This is a genomic window from Nocardia acidivorans NBRC 108247 (genome assembly GCF_001625085.1).
Lineage (GTDB): Bacteria > Actinomycetota > Actinomycetes > Mycobacteriales > Mycobacteriaceae > Nocardia > Nocardia acidivorans.
Genome location: NZ_BDAW01000063.1, coordinates 1 through 21303 on the forward strand (window position 1 = coordinate 1; position 21303 = coordinate 21303).

The 21303-nt window shown below is 68.1% G+C and carries 24 protein-coding genes; 8 read left to right on the forward strand and 16 right to left on the reverse strand.

What is annotated here, in order from left to right; translation table 11 throughout:
- Nucleotides 1-247: 247 nt before the first annotated feature.
- On the reverse strand, nt 248-1453 hold the full coding sequence (locus tag NA10_RS27555; RefSeq protein WP_067573071.1) for a PucR family transcriptional regulator: 1206 nt from the start codon (nt 1451-1453) through the stop codon (nt 248-250).
- A gap of 284 nt (nt 1454-1737) precedes the next feature.
- Here NA10_RS27555 and NA10_RS27560 point away from each other — a divergent pair, with 284 nt between their 5' ends.
- Nucleotides 1738-2382: a hypothetical protein gene (locus NA10_RS27560; RefSeq protein ID WP_067573073.1), complete on the forward strand. Its 645-nt coding sequence runs from the start codon at nt 1738-1740 to the stop codon at nt 2380-2382.
- Nucleotides 2383-2447: 65 nt separating this feature from the next.
- Nucleotides 2448-3101, forward strand: coding sequence for a hypothetical protein (locus NA10_RS27565; RefSeq protein ID WP_157556773.1), 654 nt, complete (start codon nt 2448-2450; stop codon nt 3099-3101).
- 276 nt (nt 3102-3377) lie between these two features.
- Here the strand turns inward: NA10_RS27565 and NA10_RS27570 are convergent, their stop codons facing one another.
- The 8 genes from NA10_RS27570 to NA10_RS27605 form a co-directional block, all read right to left on the reverse strand.
- Nucleotides 3378-4007 carry a TetR/AcrR family transcriptional regulator gene (locus NA10_RS27570; protein ID WP_067573077.1) on the reverse strand — a complete coding sequence of 210 codons (630 nt, stop codon included), beginning with the start codon at nt 4005-4007 and terminating at the stop codon, nt 3378-3380.
- A gap of 29 nt (nt 4008-4036) precedes the next feature.
- Nucleotides 4037-5062, reverse strand: coding sequence for an agmatine deiminase family protein (locus NA10_RS27575; protein ID WP_067573079.1), 1026 nt, complete (start codon nt 5060-5062; stop codon nt 4037-4039).
- Nucleotides 5059-5982, reverse strand: a complete 924-nt coding sequence (locus NA10_RS27580) for a nitrilase-related carbon-nitrogen hydrolase (RefSeq protein ID WP_245677943.1) — start codon at nt 5980-5982, stop codon at nt 5059-5061. Before NA10_RS27580 ends, NA10_RS27575 begins: the two co-directional genes overlap by 4 nt.
- 373 nt (nt 5983-6355) lie before the next feature.
- Nucleotides 6356-7534 (reverse strand): L,D-transpeptidase, encoded by a 1179-nt coding sequence (locus NA10_RS27585; protein ID WP_067573083.1) that lies wholly within the window; start codon nt 7532-7534, stop codon nt 6356-6358.
- 155 nt (nt 7535-7689) lie between these two features.
- Complete coding sequence (locus NA10_RS27590; protein ID WP_067573085.1) at nt 7690-8616, reverse strand: metallophosphoesterase family protein; 927 nt, start codon at nt 8614-8616, stop codon at nt 7690-7692.
- Nucleotides 8613-9098 carry a cupredoxin domain-containing protein gene (locus NA10_RS27595; RefSeq protein WP_084515306.1) on the reverse strand — a complete coding sequence of 162 codons (486 nt, stop codon included), beginning with the start codon at nt 9096-9098 and terminating at the stop codon, nt 8613-8615. The genes NA10_RS27590 and NA10_RS27595 overlap by 4 nt, the downstream gene beginning before the upstream one ends.
- Nucleotides 9099-9170: 72 nt before the next feature.
- Nucleotides 9171-9854 (reverse strand): QcrA and Rieske domain-containing protein, encoded by a 684-nt coding sequence (locus tag NA10_RS27600; RefSeq protein WP_067573087.1) that lies wholly within the window; start codon nt 9852-9854, stop codon nt 9171-9173.
- Nucleotides 9851-10408 (reverse strand): RNA polymerase sigma factor, encoded by a 558-nt coding sequence (locus tag NA10_RS27605; protein WP_067573089.1) that lies wholly within the window; start codon nt 10406-10408, stop codon nt 9851-9853. The genes NA10_RS27600 and NA10_RS27605 overlap by 4 nt, the downstream gene beginning before the upstream one ends.
- Before the next feature lie 425 nt (nt 10409-10833).
- Here NA10_RS27605 and NA10_RS27610 point away from each other — a divergent pair, with 425 nt between their 5' ends.
- The gene (locus NA10_RS27610) at nt 10834-11769 is read left to right on the forward strand and encodes an LppP/LprE family lipoprotein (RefSeq protein WP_067573091.1); all 936 of its coding nucleotides are present in this window, start codon (nt 10834-10836) and stop codon (nt 11767-11769) included.
- Between the two features lie 241 nt (nt 11770-12010).
- Here NA10_RS27610 and NA10_RS27615 read toward each other — a convergent pair whose 3' ends face one another.
- Entirely contained in the window at nt 12011-13177 is a 1167-nt protein-coding gene (locus NA10_RS27615) for a TDT family transporter (protein WP_084515307.1), read from the reverse strand.
- Between the two features lie 100 nt (nt 13178-13277).
- Nucleotides 13278-14726, reverse strand: a complete 1449-nt coding sequence (locus NA10_RS27620) for an ABC1 kinase family protein (protein WP_245677938.1) — start codon at nt 14724-14726, stop codon at nt 13278-13280.
- A gap of 115 nt (nt 14727-14841) precedes the next feature.
- Here NA10_RS27620 and NA10_RS27625 point away from each other — a divergent pair, with 115 nt between their 5' ends.
- Entirely contained in the window at nt 14842-15618 is a 777-nt protein-coding gene (locus NA10_RS27625) for a GntR family transcriptional regulator (protein WP_067573093.1), read from the forward strand.
- A 42-nt stretch (nt 15619-15660) separates the two neighbouring features.
- On the opposite strand, the gene NA10_RS39265 is transcribed toward NA10_RS27625, so the two are convergent.
- The gene (locus tag NA10_RS39265) at nt 15661-15783 is read right to left on the reverse strand and encodes a hypothetical protein (protein ID WP_281180263.1); all 123 of its coding nucleotides are present in this window, start codon (nt 15781-15783) and stop codon (nt 15661-15663) included.
- Nucleotides 15784-15785: 2 nt separating this feature from the next.
- Complete coding sequence (locus NA10_RS38935; protein WP_245677939.1) at nt 15786-16082, reverse strand: SDR family oxidoreductase; 297 nt, start codon at nt 16080-16082, stop codon at nt 15786-15788.
- Between the two features lie 152 nt (nt 16083-16234).
- Between NA10_RS38935 and NA10_RS27635 the strand changes: the two genes are divergently transcribed.
- Nucleotides 16235-16621, forward strand: coding sequence for an SDR family NAD(P)-dependent oxidoreductase (locus NA10_RS27635; protein ID WP_067573098.1), 387 nt, complete (start codon nt 16235-16237; stop codon nt 16619-16621).
- Here the strand turns inward: NA10_RS27635 and NA10_RS27640 are convergent.
- Both NA10_RS27640 and NA10_RS27645 read right to left on the reverse strand, forming a co-directional pair.
- Nucleotides 16618-17214, reverse strand: coding sequence for an SRPBCC family protein (locus NA10_RS27640; RefSeq protein WP_067573100.1), 597 nt, complete (start codon nt 17212-17214; stop codon nt 16618-16620). The two genes, NA10_RS27635 and NA10_RS27640, sit on opposite strands and share 4 nt — an antisense overlap.
- 4 nt (nt 17215-17218) lie before the next feature.
- A complete protein-coding gene (locus NA10_RS27645) occupies nt 17219-17689 on the reverse strand; it encodes a phage holin family protein (RefSeq protein WP_067573102.1) in 471 nt (156 codons plus the stop codon).
- A 221-nt stretch (nt 17690-17910) separates the two neighbouring features.
- Here NA10_RS27645 and NA10_RS27650 point away from each other — a divergent pair, with 221 nt between their 5' ends.
- Nucleotides 17911-18378, forward strand: a complete 468-nt coding sequence (locus NA10_RS27650; protein ID WP_067573104.1) for an SDR family NAD(P)-dependent oxidoreductase — start codon at nt 17911-17913, stop codon at nt 18376-18378.
- 10 nt (nt 18379-18388) lie between these two features.
- Nucleotides 18389-18658 (forward strand): hypothetical protein, encoded by a 270-nt coding sequence (locus NA10_RS27655; RefSeq protein WP_157556774.1) that lies wholly within the window; start codon nt 18389-18391, stop codon nt 18656-18658.
- A gap of 44 nt (nt 18659-18702) precedes the next feature.
- Here NA10_RS27655 and NA10_RS27660 read toward each other — a convergent pair whose 3' ends face one another.
- A complete protein-coding gene (locus NA10_RS27660; protein WP_067573107.1) occupies nt 18703-19740 on the reverse strand; it encodes a lysylphosphatidylglycerol synthase transmembrane domain-containing protein in 1038 nt (345 codons plus the stop codon).
- 458 nt (nt 19741-20198) lie between these two features.
- Here NA10_RS27660 and NA10_RS27665 point away from each other — a divergent pair, with 458 nt between their 5' ends.
- Nucleotides 20199-21182: an acyl-ACP desaturase gene (locus NA10_RS27665; protein ID WP_373862434.1), complete on the forward strand. Its 984-nt coding sequence runs from the start codon at nt 20199-20201 to the stop codon at nt 21180-21182.
- The last annotated feature ends 121 nt before the right edge of the window (nt 21183-21303 follow it).

Genomic DNA, 21303 nt, shown 5'->3' on the forward strand with positions numbered 1-21303 from the left:
CCCTGGTCCCCACCACCGCCGTCCCCACCGGACTCGCCGACACCCTGCGTCACCTGCAACCGAACCGATCCGCGAAATCGTCTGCCTACCGGGCACTCCCGGCGCGCGCCTGCACCGCGGCCCTCCTGCGCCGAGGCATCCCGGTACCCGCCGCGATCACCACGAAACTTCCGCACTGAACCTGTCCCGAGCCGTAAGCGGCGGCCCGGGTTGACTACTCGGGCCGCCGACGGTGAATTCGGTTGTGTCAGTGGGTTGGTGCCGGGTCGCCGAGGATGCGGCGGGCTTCCAGGGCGAGGTGGATTTCGGTGGCGGCGCGGGGGTCGGTGAGGCGGCGGCCGGTGAGTTCGGCTACCCGGTTGATACGGAAGCGCACGGTGTTGCGGTGGCAGAAGAGGGCGGCCGCGACGGCGGAGACCTCGCCGTCCTCTTCGAACCAGGTGCGCATGGTCTCGAGCAGGACCTCGCGATCGTGGTCGGGCAGGGCCAGGATGGGGCCGAGGACCGAGCGGGCCAGGGCGCTCGACACCTCGGGGGAACCGGCCAGGAGCACCGGGATCAGCGCGTCGTCGTAGCCGATCACCTGATGGGAACCGGGCTGTGTTGCCGCACAGGCCAATTCGGCCTGCCGCAGCGCCGTCGAGGCGTCGGTGAGCGCACCGAACGCCGAGCTGATCCCGACCCGGCCGACACTGCGCTCGGTGAGCAGCGCGCGCAGTCGCGGTTCGGTGAAACGTGTTGTGAGAGCGATGATTCCGATATGGCTGTCGGCGCGCACCCGCCAGGCCGAGGAGACGCCCAGCATGGACAGGCCCTTATCCACCCCGGGGAGCGCCTCCGCGGCCGCGGTGCCGGTGGTGGAGGCGACCACCACGTAGGACCCCTGCGCGGGAAGGCCGAGCGTGCGCGCGAACTCCCATAGTCGGGCTCCGTCGACCTGCCCGGTGACCAGGGCGTCCAGGGCGGCATCGTAGGCGCGGGCGTCGCGGCGCAGTTGTTCGGCGACCGTCTCCTGATATCCGTCGGTGAGCGCCTGCGAATAGTCGTCGACCAGTTTCCACACGTGGGAGGCGATATCGAGGAGTTCGCGGCTGGCCACGGGATCGTCCCCGGCCATGGCGAGTAGTTCGTCCCAGACCACGCCGGAGCCGATGCGATAGGCGCGCAGTACCGCGGGGAGCGGGACTCCGGTCTCGGCGCGGCGATGGCCGGTGCTGCGCGGGGCGGCGATGCCCACTTCGCGGCGTCCGGCCAGATGGCCCAGGATCGCTTCGAGATTGGCGCGGTTGGCGCGGCGCAGGTCTTCCCGCGTCACCGCGTGCAGGCTGCCGTAAACCGGTTCGGCCCGTTCGATTTCCGCTGCTACCCGGTCGACCACATCGTCGATGCGCTCCAGCAGTGCGGTGCTGGCGCGTGCCACGAACCCTCCGGGCAGGGTGTTCGAGGTGTTCATGGCAAGTGATCGTACCGTCCAGAATTGTTGCCGTGCACAATACGGACATAGTCCGGCGATCGAATTGGCCTGATTTGCCGCCTATTCGAGCGCCCTCGGGCAGGACTGACCGAATTGAGCTGTGCGCGAGCACAGTTCCTCCTCGGCCGAGACAATCTCGATGCGACGCCTCCCGTGTGGTAGGACCATCGGACCGGTGCCCGCCGCCCCGCATGTCGATGTTGCGCGTGTTCCCAAGGGATAGCGCACAATTGAAGTCTTCGCTGTGGGATCAGAGGATTGTTATGAACGCGTACAAAGGGCTGATAACCGCTCTATTGGCCCTGGGGGTGGCGGCAGGGTGTTCGACCCATCCGGCGAACCATGTGGCACAGGTGGTTTCGCCGCCGGCGAAACAGCAACAGGTGACCGTACCGGTCGGTCCGGGCCCGGGGCACTACACCGTGCAGCCCCAGCCCGCGCCGGGTACCTGCCACTTCGGCAAATCCGCTGATGGGCAACCGCTTCCGGACCCGACGTGCACCCCGGGGGCGACCAACCCGAATGTGACCGCCGCCAATCTGGCCGACACCATCTGCAAATCCGGCTATACCTCTTCGATTCGGCCGGACTCGAACATCACCTCTCGCGAGAAAGAGGCGAATATCAAGTCCTACGCCTTCACCGGTGATCCGCGTGATGCCGAGTACGACCATCTGATCTCGCTCGAGCTGGGCGGGGACCCGAATGATCCCCGCAATCTCTGGGTCGAACCCCCGTCACCGGATCACAAGCCCGGAGCGGGCACCGCCAATCCCAAGGATCGGGTGGAGAACCAGTTGCACAGCCTGATCTGCTCCGGCAAGGTCGCGCTCACCGACGCGCAGGGCGCCATCGCCGCGGACTGGACCACGGCGCTGGCCGTCGTCGGTCATCCGAACGGCAACTGAGCGCACCGCCACGCCGCCTGCTGAAACCGGGTCCGCGCACCTGATCGTGGGCTTACCATCGACCAATGTCAGCCCCGCGGGGCGACTCGATGATGATCGAAGGTCGGGTCGTCCACAAAGTCTCCAATGCCCTGCAGATCACCTTCCAGGCTGGGCCGGGGGATCCGCTGGCCGTCGGCGTACAGGGGGCGGGCGACGGATTCGGCGGCAAGATGGCCGTACTCTTCGGCTTCAAGAACGGCGGCACCGGTAAGCATCGGATCACCTACGCCGACGGGTCGGTGGTGTGGGTGCACTCCAAAGACGGTGCGCCGACCGTGCTCAGCCGCGCGGACGGCACGTCCATCGGCACTATCGATCGCGCCGAAACCTCCACGGCCGTCGGCTCCACCGCCGGGACACTGCTGCATTTCGTGCCCGCCGACGACCCCAGGACGCCCGAGCTGTTCCGGCTGCGGATTCTCGATCGCATGGGTGAGGAGTTCGGCCGACTCGACGTGGTGCGCACCGCGGGCGGCTGGACGCTCGGGCAGATCGCCGATGATCTGTATGAGACCTATCTCTGGTGGGATCGCGCCGGGCAGCCGCTGTCCACGCCCATCCTCGGCACCCGGCTCCTGCTGCGGCGCGCCCCCGACGCCACCGAGCGCGATGTGCTGCTCGGGGCGTGCGTGGACATCACCCTCGGGTTGCGACCGTATATCGCGGCCATGAAGTGAGAACCCCTACGGCGCAGCTCAATCCGAGACCTTGATACTCAGCTTCCCCGGGTTCTCGCCGGTCAGCAGACCCTGGAACGCGGTGACCATGGGCGACGTCCCCATTGTGGAACACGGCCGTGACCGACGACCCCGATTGAAACGCGTGTCCCCGCTCACCGGATGCGCTTGACCCGCCTTCTCGAGCCCACCCTGTCATCCCGGCATGTGTGCGGCCGGGGTCCTCGGCGGGTCGGAGGAGACCCGGCCGCACAGCCGCCGGATGACAAGGATCGCTCAGCCGTGCGTGGCCGCGCTGCGCCGCCCCCGCCCCTGGGAAATCGGCTGGGGCAGTAGTGCTTCCAGTGCGGTGCGGAGTTGCGTGCGGGCCTGCTCGGTGCTGATCTCGCCGGAGAGCCAGCGGGAGGACAGGCCCTCGGTGAGGGCGGTCGCGATACCGCCCAGATGATCCGGATCGAGGGTGTCGGCGATTTCGCCGAGCGCCTGGGCCAGCCGGATGGCATCGGCGATCTCGGCGGTCCAGCGCAGTGAGGTGCGGGTGAGCGGTGCGCGCAGGGTTTGTTCGTAGACGGCGCAGGCGCGCAGTTCATTCCAGGCCAGGGAGTTCTCGCGCACCTCCGGCCGATCCTGGATCTCGTCCAGGACCTGCCGGATGAGGCGTTCGCGCGCGGAGTCACCCGGATCGGTGGCGGTGCGGTAGGAGCGGGCGCGGTCATTGATATAGGCGAGCGCCGCCGCGAGCAGACCGTCGCGATCCTTGAAGTGGTAGTAGAGCAGTCCGGGCGAGACTCCCGCCACCTCCGCCACATCGCTGACCCGCAGCCCGCGCACCCCGCGTTCGGCGATCGCGGTGGCGGCGGCCCGCAGGATCGCCTCGCGCCGCTTCGGCCCGCTACTGTCCTTCACCGCTCGCCGTCACCCCTTCTGATCTGCCGTCATGCTAGCCCAGCGGGTTGTTGCTGGGTGATGCAGTGGATGCCGCCGCCGCGCGCGAAGATCTCCCGCGCGTCCACGCTCACCACCGTGCGCCCGGGGTAGGCATCGGCGAGCACCGCGCGGGCCTGCGCATCGGCGGGATCGTCGAAGCCGCAGGCGATGACACCGCCATTGACGACCAGGTGGTTGATATAGCTGTAGTCCACCCAGCCCTCGTCGTCCCGAAGTACCCGCGGTGCGGGCACTTCCACAATCCGCCAGGCGGATCCCTCGCAGGTGCGGGTCTCGGCCAGCCCGGCGATGAGATCCGCCGTCACCGCCGCGTCCGGATGCGCACCGTCGCGCTGCGAATGCACAAGCAGCACACCGGGTTCGGGAATGGTCGCGACGATGTCCACATGCCCGCGCGTCCCGAAGCGCTCGCTGTCCCGGGTGAGTCCGCGCGGCAGCCAGATCACCTGTCGCACACCGAGGGTCCGGCGCAGCTCGGCTTCGACCGTGGCCTTGTCGATCCCGGGATTGCGGCCCGGATCCAGCTGTACCGTCTCGGTGACCAGCACCGTGCCCTGGCCGTCGACATGAATGCCGCCGCCCTCGTTCACCAGATCCGAGGAAATGAGCTGGGCCCCCGCGTGTTCGGCCACGAACCGGCCGATATGGCGGTCCCGCTCCCAGCTCGCCCACTCCTGCGCGCCCCAGCCGTTGAAGGTCCAGTCGACCGCGCCGAGCGTTCCGGCCTCGTCGAATACGAACGTCGGGCCGATATCGCGCATCCAGGCGTCATCGAGTGGCGCTTCGAGCAATTCGATCGAGGCGGACAGATATTTGCGAGCCGCCGCGCGGTCGGCGGGGTCGATCACCATGGTCACCGGCTCGAACTCCAGGACGGCATGCGCGACGTTCGACCACGCGGTGCGCGCCTCGTGCACCGACCGCTCATCCGCGAAGGCGGTCGCCCCGAGCGGCGGGAATGCCATCCAGATACGTTCCTGCGGAGCGGTTTCCGCGGGCATGCGCCAGGTCATGACGCGACCGATCCGTACGGCTGATCGAGCTTGACCGGTGCGGTGAGCCGGGTGTAGGTGTCCGGGCGGCGGGTGGTCAGGAACGGGAACAGGTCCAGCCAATCCGCGCGCTGGGCCAGATCCAGATCGGCGACCAGCACGGCGGCCTGATCGCGCGGGGCCTGGACGAGAATGCGGCCGTAGGGATCGGAGATGAAGGACGAGCCGTAGAAATTCACGCTGCCCTCATCGCCGAATCGATTGGGCACCACCATGAATGTGCCCGCGGTGATCCCATTGCCGACGATCACGTGCTGCCAGATGGGCTGGGTGTCGAATCCGGGCATGGAGGGTTCGGAGCCGATCGCGGTGGGGTACACCAGAATCTCGGCCCCGCCCAGCGAGTAGTCGCGCGCCAGCTCCGGGAACCACTGATCCCAGCAGGTCGGCAGGCCCAGCGCCGCGCCGTCGAGCGCCTCGGGCCGGTACACCGGATGCGATTCCTCGGCGGGACCCTGCCGGAAGTAGGTGTCCTCGTAGTAGCCCGCGCTGATCGGAATATGCAGTTTCCTTGTGCGGCCGAGCAATTCACCGTCCGGGGCGACCAGGATCGCGGTATTGAAGCCGAGCCCGTCCGCGCCCTCGGCGCGTTCGTACAGCGAGGCGTGCACCAGCACACCGTGTTCCGCGGCGGCGGCCGCGGCGAATTCGAAGGTGGGGCCGGTCAGCAGATCCTCGGCGGTGGCGCCAGGGTTGTCCGCGGCGGGCACGTCGGCGGGGTACCGCGAGAGGGTCAGTTCGGGCAGGAATACCGCACGTGCGCCCTGTGCCGCCGCGAGCCCGATGCCCGCGCGCAGCCGCTCCCGCAGCTGTGCTGGATCGGCCAGCCAGCGGTGCTGGACCAGGCCCACCCGCAGCGGGGTGCGCTCGGGTTCGGTCATCCGGGCGTACGAGGGCGGCGGGGTCGTGGCGGTGGCGAGGACGAAATCCGGCTCACTCATAGCTGTTCTTGGCTCCTGAATCGGGGACGGTCGTGCAGCCAGTCTGGAACTGAATTTTCAGTCAGTCAATCCCGCAGGCCGGATGCATCGCTGCTTGATCAGCCTGCTTGATTGCCCTGACCAGCTGAAATCGACGCCGACACTACGCAGAAAAAACTGAAATCTCAGTCAAATTAGAAGCATGTACAGCGGCAAATGGAATCCCCGAACAGCGTCGAGAGGCCGCGGACCGTCCAGGGCTACCGCTTCGCCGGTTTCGACTGTTCCCGTCATCCCGGCATGCTTGTGGCCGGGATCCACACCTGTCGCGCGACTACTTGGCGCTGCCCGCGACCCACTCGTCCCAGGGCACGCCCCAGTCACCGTTCTGCCAGACCTCCAGTGGCGCACCGCCGGTATTGCGCACCTCCACCACATCACCCGGCAACGCGTAGTCGAAGAACCAGCGCGCGTTCTCCGAGCTCAGGTTGAGACAGCCGTGTGAGACGTCCTGACTGCCCTGCGCCCAGATGGTGGAGTCCAGCGCGTGCAGGTAGATGCCGTCGGTGCTGATGCGCGTGGCCCAGCCGATGGCCTCCTTGTAGCCGAGCCGGGAATTGATCGGCAGCCCGTATGTGGAGGAGTCCATGATCACCGGATTGGCCTTGTCCATCACCGTGTAGACGCCCGGCTGGGTCCAGAAGGTAATCGTCCGTCCCGCAATGGTTTCGCTGCCGCCGCGTCCCATGGAGGTGGGCATGGAGCGAATCAGATTGCCGTTCTCGAAGACATCGACCATATGGGTGTTGTCATCGGCGATGGAGACGTGCGCGGGACCGATGACGAAGTCGACCTTGCTGTCCTCCTGCCCGAACAGCCCAGGCCCGACCTGCACGCCGTAGATGTTCGCGGCCACGCTGATCTTGGTGCCCGCCCGGTAGTAGTCGCGCGGGCGCCAGTGCGCATTGCGGTTGTCCATCCAGTACCAGACCCCGTCGACCGGCGGATCGGTCTTGACGATCAGCCGTTTCTGCGCGGCGGCGCGATCGGTGATGTCCTCGTCGAAGTGCGCCACGATCACCGTGCCGACCCCGTAGGTGCCGCCCTCGGCCAGCGCCTCGCCACCGGTGGTGTTCAGGTACACCTTGGTCTGATTGGCGGGCTGGATGGTGCTGAAGGTCGAGGTGACCGGTCCGGTGAGGCCGGTGACGGCCATCCCCTCGGCCTCGAGGGTGTAGGTGCGCCCGTAACCGAGTTGGACATTGGGTTTCCACGCCGTCTTGTCGGGTGTGAAGGTGCCCTCGATGGCCCGGCCCTCGTCATTGGTCAGCGAGACCGCGGTGAGCACACCACTTCTGGTGCTCACCTCCACGGGGGCCGAGGGGTCCACCTCGCTCGCCCCCTGCGCCGGGGTGAGCGTGATGGCCGGTGCCACCGGCGTATCCGGTACGGGTGTGCCATTGGGCGTCGAGGAGGAGGAGCACGCCGGAATCAATCCGATCAGCGCGGCCATGAGACATGCGCCCGCCGATGATCGAAAACGGTGGAGTGGCACAGGCTCTCCCTCCATCTTGTTACTGCCCAGCCTAGTAGATCATCTTGCGTTTGCATTCGTTCTCCGGCACTGCGGCGAGACGCGGAACCGCACACCGTCATCGACTTGTTATGTCACTTCAGCGTCTGGTCCTTGATCGCGAGCATCTGCTTTCCCCGTTCGAAGGTCACCTCGCGGATGCCGAGCGCGTCGTGCAGTTTGCCCGCGGGCAGCGTGACGGGCTTGGGCGCGGGGCCGTCGCCGGGCTTGGGCAGCGGGTACGCGGTGGTGGTGCCGCTGTAGAAGGTGATATTCCCTTCGGTCTTGGTGAACAGCTGGTGCACATGGCCGTTGAGGCAGGTGACCGAGCTGAATCTGCGCAGATAGCTCAGCGCCTGGGTGGCATCGTCTGTGCCCCAGCCCCATTGGGGATACATGGCGAACAGCGGGATATGGCTGAACACGATGATCGGTGTGTCACTGGAGAGTCCGGCCACATCCTTGCGCACGAACTCCAACTGGTCGGTGCCCAGATGGCCCAGCGATTGCAGATTCAAGGTATTGACCAGGCCGATCACATGCACCCCGGCGATATCGAAGCTGTACCAGCCGTCGCCGCGGGTGCCGCGCCCGAAGACGCTGCGATAGCGCTGCCCGCCGTCATCGCTCGAATCATGTTCGCCCGGAACGGTGAACACGTGCGGGGTGTGCAGACCGTCCATCATCTGATGCACCTGGTCGAACTGCTCGGGCGTGGCCAGATGGGTCAGATCGCCGGTGTGGATGACGAAATCGGGGGTGTAGCCCAGGGCGTTCACCTGTCCGATGGCCTCGGTGAAGGTATCGGTGACATTGGCGTTCGCGGTGCCGGTGAAGCCGATGTGGCTGTCGCTGATCTGCGCGAAACGCAGGGTGGGCCGGTCGGTCGCGGCGGCGGCGGTGCCCGCGATATGCGAGACCACCTCACCGCCGACCACCGCCAATCCGACCGCCGCGCCGAACCAGGCGCTGTGCCGCATGAGCTGGCGGCGGCTCATGGTCTGCGGATCCTGTTCGGTCATGGCGTCACCACCACGGTGCCGTGCATGAAGGGGTGGATGGAGCACACGTAGGTGAAGGTGCCAGCCTTGCTGAATGTGAATGTATACCTCGCTCCCGCACCGAGATTCGGCGAATGGAAGCCGCCGTCCCCGGCGGCGATATCGTGCGGCTCCTCATCGCGGTTGGTCCAGGTGACCGTGGTGCCCACCGGTACGGTCAGGCTGGCCGGGGCGAAGGCGAAATTGTCGATGGTGACGGCGTTCGGGCCGGCCGGTGCGCCCGCCGACGCCGTTGTCGGCATGGACGTGCCCTGCATGCCGGGCATGGCCGGTCCCGCACCACCCGGAACCAGGCCGGGAGTCTCTGTGCCGGAGGCGAAGACGGGAGTGGGGGCGGTGGCTTCGGGGGCCTTGCCGCCACCGCAGGCGCTCACCGCCAGCAGGGTGGTCGCGACAGCGGTGAGGCCGAGCGCCGCCCGCCGCCGACTGCGGATCTGTCTCATGATTGCGGTCCTGTCTGGAAGATGCGTGCACCCGCTGGCGCGGGTTCCTTCATCTACAGATAGGCGGCGGGGTTACACGGTCGGCGCGAAAACCTCTATGGCGCCGTCATTTTCGCGGACCCGCAGGATCGGCAGGGGGGCGGGGGAGATGGGCAGTTGATGGGAGAGCACGCTGCCGTCGGTGGCGAAGGAGGTGGAGTGGCAGGGGCAGCGCAGCCGATCCGCGGGTGCGTCCAGCCAGAGTTTGCAGCCCTGATGGGTGCAGACGCCGGAGACGCCGACCGCTATACCGTTGGCGCGCCGGATGAATCCGTTGACCGCGCCGATATCGAAGGCGACGGTGCCGCCCTCGGGCAGATCCGCGCTCGCGGCGACCGGCCGCCAGGATCCGGTATTGGGCGCCAGGGTCGATTGCGCCGCAGGGGAATTCGGCTCGGCATGATCGGTCAGCGACCGTTCCGCCACCACCGCGACGGCGGCCGCGGCCGCCGCGGTGGAGGTGCCGATGAGCACATCGCGGCGACGGGTGCCGTCCCGCGCGGGGGGATCCTGTTCCACCCCATCGATTTCCGCCGCCAATCGCTGGTGCAGCCCGGTCAGGAACTCCTCGCTGGGTGTATCGCCGCCGGTACGGGCCGCGCGCAGTTCGATGGCCGTGCGCATTTCCTCGGCCTCGGCCGCGTCGGGCCGGAATCCCCGGGGCCGCCGCCCGCCGAGCAGGTCCTCCACATACCGTCGCACCTCGCGCCCGCTCATCGGGCACCTCCCGCACTCTCCCGCGCCGCCTGCTGTAATGCCCGGTGCTGCAACACTTTCGCATTGGCCACGGTGACGCCGAGCTCCCGCGCGGCATCGCGCACCGACAGACCCTGCAGGAAGCGCAGCTCCAGTATCCGCCGATAGTTGTCGGGCAATCGTGCCAGTACCGCGCGCACCTTGCCCTCGGCCACGCCGTCGGAGGCGGTCTCGACCGGCTGATCGACGAAATCGTCATCGATGGTGGTGATCGCGCGGCCCATGCGCGTACGCCAGTACCTGGCCAGGACGGTGCGCGCGGTGGCGCGCAGGTAGGCCCGCACCTCGGGCACGGTGGCCGACATTCGCAGCGGCTCGAGCGCGGTGGTGAACACCTCGGCCGTCAAATCCTCGGCGTCGGCGTGGTTTCCGACCTTCCCCATCATCAACGCGTACACCCACCCCACATTGTCCCGATAGACGGCTTCCCATCCGGAGTACCCCTCACCGGACACCAGCCGCAGCCCCCGCCCGGTCTCGGTCCCCGCGCGCGAAGCCGCCGCCCGCCGCACCATGAATCGCTGCTCCCCGCATCCGCCGAAGACGCATTTTCACGTCTTCCAGTAGATAGCGCCCGGGGTTACAGCGCACCGGAATCGATCCGGAAAACGTTCGGCTCGCCCGCGAGCGAGCCGAACGGCGCGTTCACCAGCCGGAGCCGGAACCACCCGATCCGGTGTTGGCCAGGATGGTGCCGATGACCATCTGGGCGAGCCCGGCGATGGAGCCTAGAAATTCCACGGTGTCCTCCGATAACCACAATGCCGATTGTCCGGCGAAGGCGAACCTAACCCGGCAACCTTCTGGAAGATACCTGTTTCATAAAAATAGTTAGCGGTCCGCTCGCCAGATCTCCTCCGGCCGTGCCCATAATTTCGGGGTTGCAACGCCTTTCGCCTCGGACGCGACACACGGGTAGTGCCGAGTCGAGAGGACGCACATGAGACGCCTGACCGGGATCATCGCCGCGGTCGCCGCGGTCACCCTGGCGACGGCCTGCCAGGACGGCGGCACCACGCCCGCGCCGGGGGGATCGTCGGTATCGTCCTCGATCACCGCGGCCCCGCCCGGCTCCGCGCGGCCCTCGGCGACCCAGCCGACCCAGCAGTCCCCCGGAGCCACGCAACCCACCGGCAACGGTGACCCCGCGACCGCCGGAAACGGCAAATGCGTCGATCTGAACTCCCCGGTGGTCACCGCCGCGCTGGGCAGACTCGGCCCCAATGTCGGCGGTGACGGCTTCTACGCCGACAGCGGAACCGATGCCGCACTCGGCTCCTGCCCGGCCCTGCTGTGGGTGCTCGCCGGAACCCCGCGCGGCACCGCCAGTTCCCCCTGGCACGTCATGCTGTTCAACCACGCCGGGTACCTCGGCACCGCCACACAGCACTGGACCGCCTACACCTCGGTGGTCGGCTCCTCCGATCGCAGCGTACGCGTCCAATACCGCTGGCTCGCAGGCCAAGACGCCAGCTGCTGCCCCTCCGGCGGCCCGGTGGTGGTCACGCTCACCCTGGGCTCGGACAACCACACGGTCACCCCCGACCGCGACTTCCCCACCCGGGCAACCGATCCCAACTCCGGCAGCACCCCACCGGTCTGCCCCGTCACCCAATCGATCCTGCTGGCGGCCCTGAAGGGCACCGACATCGAGTCCCGCCTGGCCAAGCCGATCGAACTGGAGGACCAGATCGACTGCTCCGGCGACTGGGCCATGGCACACAGCGGTACTCACAACAACACCGTCAACCGAGCCCAGGTCCTGTTCCACTACGTGGGAGCGGACGGCGGCTGGAAGCCGGTCGATCTCGGCAGCGCCCTGCACTGCACCGACATGGGCGTCCCCGCCGACGTGGCCACCAAGATCTGCCGCTGAGCGGATCATCTCACCGCTCGATGCCCCGACGCCGTCACCGTGCCCGGCAATGGCACGAACCGGCCTTACAGGACGCGCTGGCGGCGGTCGGGCCGCGATTGATCCGGGTGCAGGGCGGCACCGCCTCGTAGTGGATCGATCTGACCTCGCACGCCTCGGACCCGGAGCATCACCCGATGATCCGCCGCACGCCCAACGACGATCGGAAGTAGCCGAGGCCGCTTCCGATCGCCGGTTCGAGTCAGTGCGCGGGGCGCAGGAGGTTGCCGTGTACCGCGCCGTGCAGGGTGCGGGCGGCGACGGCGGCCCAGGCGGCGACCAGCAGGGCGAAGAGGGCGACCGCGGCCACGGCGAACAGGGCGGCTCCGGTGTGGGCGTAGAGCACGGTGCTGCCGGTGACGCAGGTGCCCAGGGGGAAGGTGAAGCCCCACCAGGTCATATTGAAGGACATGGACTTTCGGGCGTGCACGGTCACCGCGATCGCGATGCCCAGCCACAGCATGGCGAAGCCCCAGGTGGGGACGCCGAACAGCAGGGCGAAGACGTCGAGTCCGGCTGCCTCCCGGGCGGGCAGGGCGGTATCGGCGACGGTGGCGAGTTGGCCTGCGGCGGTGACGGATTGGCCGAGGGGGCCCAGCACGATCCAGACGGTGGCCACCATGCCCGCGGCGGGCAGGCCGTGGTGCAGGAGCCGGGACCAGATCATGGTGATGGTGATGAAGGCGGCGATCAGGCTCAGGCCGAACATGGCCAGACAGGCGAAGAACAGGGTCATCCGGGGCTGGCCCGCAGGGGTGTGGGGGATGAGCATCGCACCGGTCGCGGCCGAGACCATCGGGGGCACCACGGGCATGAGCCAGCCGCCGAACGCGGCATCGGCGTCGAAATTGTGGCGGGTGATCATCCGAAAGGGGATGGCGCAGGCCGAGATCAGGCCCAGGACGGTGCCGGTGCTCCACAGCACCCAGTCGACGGCGACCGCGGCGGATATGCCGATCACCTCGCCGCCGAGCAGCAGGGTGCCGAGGCCGACGGTCATCAGGGCCATGGGGGGAGCGCCGTAGAACTGCATCATCACGGGGTTGGCGCCGTGCGAACGAGCCACCTCGGGATGCCGCCGCCAGTGCGCGGCCCAGGCGACGGAGAGTCCGATCAGCAGCAGTGCGGCCAGCGCCCACACGGCGGTGGCCAGCCCGCGCAGGCCGGGGAATTGCAGGGGGAGGGTGGCGGCGGCATTGGCGATGATGCCGGTGCCCATCACCACGGCGAACCAGTTGGGCGCGAGCCCGCGCAGGGCGTGGCCGGGTGCGGGCTGCGGCCGGACCACACCGGACGACGGCGCGGCCGCCCGCGACTCCACAGCAGGTGACTGGGCGTCGGCACCGGGGCGGAAGGTCAGTGTGGTCATGCATCCAGCATCGGCCGCCGCCGAAGTCCCCGGTACCGGCCATGAATCGATGGATCCATAGAACCGTTCTATGCCCGATCCCGAGTGACCCTATGGGGTCTCAGCTCACCACGGAGAAAGGCCGAACCGGCGCGGTGGCCCGCAACTGGCGCACCAGTCCGAGATCGGTGGGCTGGGACCGGTGATTGTCATAGCGCTCGAAGGCCGGGGCCAACTGCGGGAACCAGCGCGCGAACTCACCGCGCACCGGCCCGGCGGTGTCCAGCGCGCACAGCACGCCCATGGCGGTGAGCAGCGCCCGCGCGAACGGTGTCACATACGCGGGAATGGTCATCTGCCGATGCGCATTGCTCAGCCGCGGATCCATCACATACCGCACCCGCCGCCGCAGCCACTCGTTGGTGAAGCGAAACCCGTTCTGCGCCAGCGGTTCGGTGACCACCGCGATGCCCTCGGCAATGGCCTCGACATCGTAGGAGCGACCGGGCTCGACGAATCCGTGCCGCCGCAGCGCCGCGTCCAGATCGGCGACGGTGCCGTTGAGCGCGGTCTCCACCACCTCGACGACCAATTCGGTGAATCCGTCCTGCGGCCAGTCCACACAGGCCCCGAAATCCACCACCCCGAGCCGCCCGTCCGGCAGCACCCGGAAATTGCCGGGATGCGGATCGCAGTAGAGCAGTCCGGTGCGCGCCCATGACGAGAGCAGGAACCGCAGAATCAGCATCCCGACCCGGCTGCGCTCCTGGGGCGCACCGGATTCGATGATCCGCGTCACCGGCGTCCCGTGCAGCCAGGCGCTGACGATGACATCTCCGTGCTGCGTAACCACCTCGGGCACAACGAAATCCGGATCATCGGCGAAGGCGGCGGCGAAGACCCGCTGATGTTCGGCCTCGGCGGCGTAGTCGAGCTCCTCGGCGACGCTGGTGCAGATGGCCTCGGTCACCGCGGGCACATCGGCCCCGGGCACGAACACCGTCGCCAGGACGGAGAGCCGCCGCAGCTGCTCGAGATCCCCGAGCACCGCCTGATGCGCGCCCGGATACATGATCTTCACCGCAACCTGCCGGCCGTCCCGCCATACCGCGTGATGCACCTGTCCGATGGAGGCGCCCGCGGCGTGCCGATCGTCGAATTCCCGGAAAAGCCGTCGCCAACTCGCGCCCATCTCCGCGGCCATGGCGGTGTGCACACTGCCGGGCAGCATGGTCGGGGTGGAATCCTGCAACTGGGCCAGGGCTTTTCGATACGGTTCGGCCAGCTCCGGCGGCAGCGCCAGTTCGTACAGCGCGAGCAGCTGCCCGAGTTTGGCGGCGCAGCCCTTGAGTTCGCCGAGCACCTCGAAAATGTGCCGGGCCGTGCGCAATTGGATGTCCTGATCGACCTCGGCCGCGGATTTCCCGCGCGCCCGTTTGGCGACCCCGGCCGCCTGCCGCCCGGCGAATGCGATGGGCAGTGACGCGATTTTGGCATTGCGAACCGCGGTCCGAACCGGCGGCGTGCCGCCGGTACCCCTGGAACGACTGCTGATTCGCCGCTCGGTCATGTGCTCACCTCATCGTGTGCGCGGCACGCGACGATGCGGGTGCGCGCACGTGCAGTTTGGCATACGAGAGCATAAACTGTCTGGGACGTATCCGAAAGTTGTCGAAAGGTGACAGATGGGTGCCCGGACGGTCGTCGCCGATGTCGCCGACGAACTCGCGCGCCGCGTTGCCACGGGGGTGTACGCACCGGGTGATCTGATGCCTTCGGTGCGCCAGGTCGCCGAGGAATTCGAGATGAACCGGGCCACCGCACAACTGGTGCTGGGGCGGCTCGAGTCCTATGGACTGGTCGACGCGCACCGCGGTCGCGGCTTCACCGTGCGCGATGTCCGCCGGACCGGCGGCCTGGACGTCTACCGACGACTCTTCCGGCTGTCCATGCCCGAACCGGGCCCGGCCTCGGATATGTTCCGCGATATCGTCGCCGCGGAACGGGTCATCGTGCTCGAGGCGCTGCTGGACTACACCGAACTCGAGGCCGGGGCCGACACCCGCGCCCTGCACGCGGCCGTGGATGAGCTCGAATCCCTCGCGCGCACCGACGAACCCGATTACGCCCGCCTGCTCGAGATCGAAATCGGCCTGGTCCGAGACCTTCTCACCGATCTGGATCACAGTATGCGGCGCGCGGTGCTGAATTCGGTGGGCGAGATGCTCTTCGAGGTGCCCAAGGCGGTGCGGGCCTTCTTCGCGGTCTCGCCCGATCTGCACGTGCTGGTGTGGCGCGCGCTGCTGGCGGTGTGGGAGTCCGGGACCGGCCCGTCCGAGGCGCAGCTGTCGCTGTTCGAGGATCTGTTCGGGATGTACCACGAGAAGGTGGTTGCCCGCTTCGACGAATTGGTCGGCCTGGATGCGGAGAGCCCCGGAAGCGCTGCGCGAGAGGCGGTTTGAACGGGGCCGTCTGAGCCACCGCCCCGTGCGGGCCGCCCCCGTTCAGCCCGCGACAATCGCCGCGGCGGCGACCAGCGCGGCGATCACCGTGACCGCCATGGCCGCCACGATCAGCAGATTGCGGCGGGTGGGCGGCTCGGCCGGGGTGGGGGGTCGCTGTGCCATATTCATCTCCTCGGTGGGATGGGCGGTGGCGGATCATCGTATTCCGGTGGTTCCCAGTAGGTTTGCAAACCGGCATTGTTCACCACCACATCGGGCACCCCGTGCACCCGCCGCACGTAGTCGGCCAGGGCCGCCGGCGAGACCGGATCGGCGACATCCAGGGCATACGGGAATGCCCGTCCACCCGACGAATAGATCAGCACCGCAGTATCTTTCGCGGCGGCGAAGGTGATGTCGGCGACGATCACGGTGACCCCGGCGCGCGGCCAGGGCCTTGGCGGTGCCGCGACCGATACCACTGCCCGCGCCGGTCACCAAGGCGATCTCCGGGTGGAAGGGTTTCATCCGCTGATGCGCTGATGCGCTGGAGTGTACATTGTCTGGGACAGTAATCGCAGGGAACGCAGCCACGGAATCAGGAGATCTCATATCGGACTTCGAGCATCGGGTCGTGGTCGTCACCGGTGCGGGCACCGGTATCGGCCGCGCCGTGGCGCAGCGCTTCGCGCGAAACAAGGCCATGGTCATCGCCGCCGATATCGACAAGGCGCGCACGGTGCGGACCGCCGAGTCCATCGAGGCATTCGGCGGTGACGCAACGACTTACGCGGTCGACGTGGCCGACGTGGCATGGGCGGCCGCGCGCAATCCCGCCGTGGTGCCCACGCCCATTGAGGCGCGGGCGCTGTATCTGGCGATCCGGGTGTCACCCGGCGGTGCGCGCCTGGCGGCGCGAGTCATCAAGCCGGACAGGCTGACCGGGCTGCGCGCCCGCCTCAGCCGCCCGGTCGTGCTGTCCCGCATCGACGACACTCTGGCGCGCAAGCTGGAGCCTTAGAGGCGGGTGTCGAGCCCTTTCAGGGCGTAGGAGGCGAAGGGTCGTACGAAGGGGGCTGCCCAGCGTAGCGGCAGGAACGCGCCGATACGCGGCCGGAAGGCGATGGTCCAGGCCAGCGCGGTGCCGTCGGCGGTCTCGGTGAGTTGATGGTCCTGCGCGAACGATTCGACCAGGACCGGCAGCGAGATCCTGGTGCCGGTGGTGGTCATGCGCCGATGCGGAGCCAGGGTCACCACTCGCTCCTGTACCGCGAAGAAGGTGCCGTCGAAGGTGCGCAGCGCACCCTCGCGTCGCGTCTGGTCTTGATAGCGAATCCCATTGACCAGGGGTAGCCAGGAGAAGGTCCCGGTGAGCTGCAACGCATCCCAGACCTTTGCGGGCGGCGCCGCGAATTCGCGGGTGGCGGTGACGGTGAAGGCGCCCTTGTCGGCGAGGTAGTCGTCGATGCGATCCGAGGACAGCGGTTCGGTCCGGAAACCCTTCCCGGCCAGCACATCCCGGGACCAGCCACGCGCGAGCAGGGCGATGACGCCCGCACCGAGCGCACCGAGGACGACGATGACCACGACGGCGACAATGACGGCGGTGAGCATGGTGCTATTCCTTCTCGATGCGACGGGAGGGCCGGAACTCGGTGCCGTCGTGCCGGTTTCGGTGCGCGAAGGAGCGGGCGGCGCTGCCCGCCCGGACCGCGACCGCGGCGGTGACGCGCACGCTGCGCAGGCGATGGAGCTGCCACAACCCGAAGAGCGCGGCGACCGCGGCGGGGATCAGCAGGAGGCCGGAGGTACTGAGCAACGCCGCCCACCGCGGCATCCACCGCGTCAGCAGTTCGGTGAGGAAGCGGAGGAAGTAGACGGTGCCGTAGGCCGCCGCGATGAGTGCGAAACCCAATGCGGCCAAGCCGATTACGCCGCGAATGAACTCGGCGCGCAGCAGCTTCCCGGCGCGGTGCAGCCGGGGTCCGGCCCAGGCCGCGAACTCCGCGAACAGCAGTCGGGGGAATTGTTCGAACTGTCCGGGTTGCGGCTCGATCGCTGTGCCGTAGTCGGTTTGGTCGCCGGTCATCTGCGGCCCCCTCGAATCGATCTCCTCATCGGCGGCCGCCTGCCGCCGGAACTGTCGCAGCCTAACACGTTCGAGTAGATTGTCTCAGACGGTAAAATTCCGGAGGAGGGTGAACGGAATGGCCAAAGTGCTCTCCGCCCGGACCCGTACGGCGCGGCTCCCACCACTACCGCGACCCTGGAGCGTCGACGACATTCCCCGACCAGACGGGTAAGACCGCGGTGGTCACCGGTGCGAACAGCGGACCGGGTCTGCGCACCGCCGAAGCCCTGGCCGCCAAGGGCGTGCACGTGCCGATGGCCTGCCGCAATGAACTCGAGGCCGCCGCCGCGCTGGAGCAGGTGAGCGCGGGCGCGACCGGTCCCAAACCCGAAGTGCTGCCGTTGGATCTGGCCGATCTGGCCTCGATCCACCGCGCCGCCGATCACCTCGACCCCCGCCACAATGCGATCGACCTCCTGGTGAACAATGCGGGAGTCATGGCGCTGCCCAAGAATATTCGCACCGCCCAGGGCTTCGACGTGCAATTCGGCACCAACCATCTGGGTCACTACGCGCGCACCGGATTGTTGCTGCCGGGGCTCGTCGCAACGGTGCACGCGCCCCGAGATCATTCGACCGAGGGGCGCGGTCCGGTTCCGCATGCGAGAATTCGGCTGCTGTTTACCGCTTGCCCCGATTGTGCGTGAGGAGATGCCTGTGAATTCGAGGTTGTGGATGGGTGTGCCCGTCGCGGTGCTGGCGGTCGCGCCGGCATTCGCCCTGATCGGAGCCGCACCGGCCCAGGCGAGTCCGCACGGCCCGGGTGTGTCGATCGACTACACCTGCACCGGACAGGACTATGCGGGCGCGCAGCTGCCCACGGTGTCGGTCAGCGCGCGCGGAGGTATGCGTGCGGCCAAGGGGCAGGCGCAGACGTCGTGGCGCGGTGTCGCCAAGTTCTCGACCATCGAGTGCACGCTGGTCTGATCCGCCGCTAACCGGGCCGCGGGGAGCCCGGGAAGGCCGCGCCGTCAGATGGCGCGGCGGTGATTGAGATAGGCGAAGGACCCCAGACCCAGCGGAATCTGGAACCAGAAGGTCAGCAGCCGAAAGCCCAGCGCCGCGCCGACGGCCACACCGCCGGTGAGTCCCGCGAGGGCGGTGAGCCCGGCGGCCAGGGTGATCTCCTTGGAGGCGACACCGCTGGGAGAGGGCATGAGCGGGGCCAGTGCGACCGTCACCAACTGCACCACGAAGGTGTCGGCCAGGCTCAGCCCCGCGCCCACCGCGTGCAGGACCGCCCAGAGCGCGACCACCATCAGCAGCGGCTGCGCCAGCGCGCAGAGCCAGAGCAGCGCGGCGCGGCCGGGCCGAAGTGCGGTGGCGGCCACGGATTTCCAGGCGAACTCGGCATCGGCGCGCCCGGTGCGGGCGTGGTGCACCAGGCCGCGCCAGCCGCCGCGCCCGGCGAGCCGGCGGCGCAGAAGCAGGGTGGCGGCCGCGAGCAGCGCACCGGCGATCAGCACCGCGATCGCCACCAATCCGGCCGCGTGCCAGCTGTTCTCGGTGGTCCGATGCCACCACGCGGACACGCGCGGGCCCAGATCGTGCCAGGGCGGTTGTCCGTTGGTGCGGTGGATCAGGCTCGGCGTGGCCAGGATGGCGATGACCACCAGCGGTATGCGCACCACCAGCGCGGCGAACCCGAAGAGGGTCATGGAGGCGACCGCGGCGCTGTGGCTCAGGCCCTCGCGGCGCAGGAAGCGCAGCCGGATCAGCAGTGAGGCGGCCGGGATCAGGCCGATGGCCGGTACCGCGAGTTGCAGTGCGAAGAGCCGGGCCGACGAGGGTTCGGCGGGAATCGAGCCGCGCAGCATCCAGACCGAAGTGGGCCAGAGTCCCAGGGTGGCCAGGAGCGCGAGGGCCAGCCAGCCCGGATCGGCGGCGAGCAGTGCGCGCATGCCCGCGGCTACCGTCTCGTGTTGCCAGAGTGCGGCGGCGATGACCACCGCGGTGCAGATGACGGTCGGGAGCGCCTTTCTCGCGGTTGCGGGAACGGCCGGGGCCATCGGCTCTCCTTGTGGTGTCGCGGATGTCGTGCTGCGGAGTGAATCGCGGACCTGATGACCGACATTAACGCGCTCGGGGAGGGTGCGATCCGCATTCCGGCACAACGGTGGGCACTGCCGGACAACGGTACTCGATGCGGATCGCCCCCGATAGGCCGGCGAAGGCCGCCTGCGCGGTCGAGACAATGCGCTCGTAATTGCGCCGGGCGTCGGCGCGTACGGGGTGGGTTACGCGACGAATCTTCGCGGGTCGCACCCGGATCGGTCGGTCGGGGACGGTCGGTGATGAATGGTCAAGCACGCGTATGGATTTCGGCGAATGGCCGAGATCAGCCCATTTCACTGCCGGAATCCTGCTCGCCGCCCATGGCGCGCTTCGCGGAACGGTCGTCTTGTTGCGAGCCACGGTTATCGGCCCGTGATCCGGGTAGGCTCGCGGACAAGGGATTCGGCCGCCAATGGACTATGACGGGACCACCACCGTGGGCAAATCCATGACATCGCTGGAGCTATTGCGCGAACTCGAGCCGGTTGCCGAGGACAATCTGAACCGGCATCTCTCCCTGGCCAAAGAGTGGCATCCGCACGACTATGTGCCCTGGAGCGAGGGCCGCAATTTCGCCGCCATGGGCGGAATCGACTGGGAGCCCGAACAATCCAGGCTGAGCCCGGTCGCCCGCGCCGCCATGGTCACCAATCTGCTCACCGAGGACAATCTGCCTTCCTATCACCGGCTCATCTCGGACGCGTTCTCCCGGGACCGCGCCTGGGGTACCTGGGTGGACCGCTGGACCGCCGAGGAGAACCGGCACGGCATAGCGATTCGCGACTATCTGGTGGTCACCCGCGGCGTGGACCCCGTGGCCCTGGAGAACGCCCGGATGATCTGCGTCTCGCAGGGCGTGGACGATCCCACCGGCACCGGCGATCACAGCGTGCTGCCCGGCGTGGCGTACGTGACCTTCCAGGAACTGGCCACCCGTGTCTCGCACCGCAATACCGGCAGGGTCTGCGAGGACCCCATTGCCGATCGCATGCTCGCGCGCATCGCCACCGACGAGAACCTGCACATGGTCTTCTACCGCAATATCTGCGCCGCCGCCCTGGACCTGGCCCCCGACGACACCCTTCAGGCCATCACCGACGTCATCCTCAACTTCCGCATGCCCGGCGCGGGCATGCCCGACTTTCGCCGCAACAGCGTCCTGATCGCCAAACACGGCATCTACGACCTCCGCCAGCACCTCGATGACGTCCTGCTCCCCATCCTGCGCAAATGGAACATCTTCGAGCGCACCGATTTCACCGCCCGCGGCGACCAACTCCGGGAAACCCTGGCCACCCACCTCGACCACCTGGCCAAGGACGTACTCCGCTTCGAAGAACAACGCGACCGCGCCCTGGCCCGCGAAGCCGCCCGCCGAGACCGCGAATCCGCCTGACACCAACCGTCTTCCGGCCGGAGACCCCGTCAAACGGGCTACCCCCGTGATACGGGGGTTACGCCGCGTGATACGGGGGTTACGCCGCGTGATAAGGGCTCCGCCGCGTGGCATGGGCTCC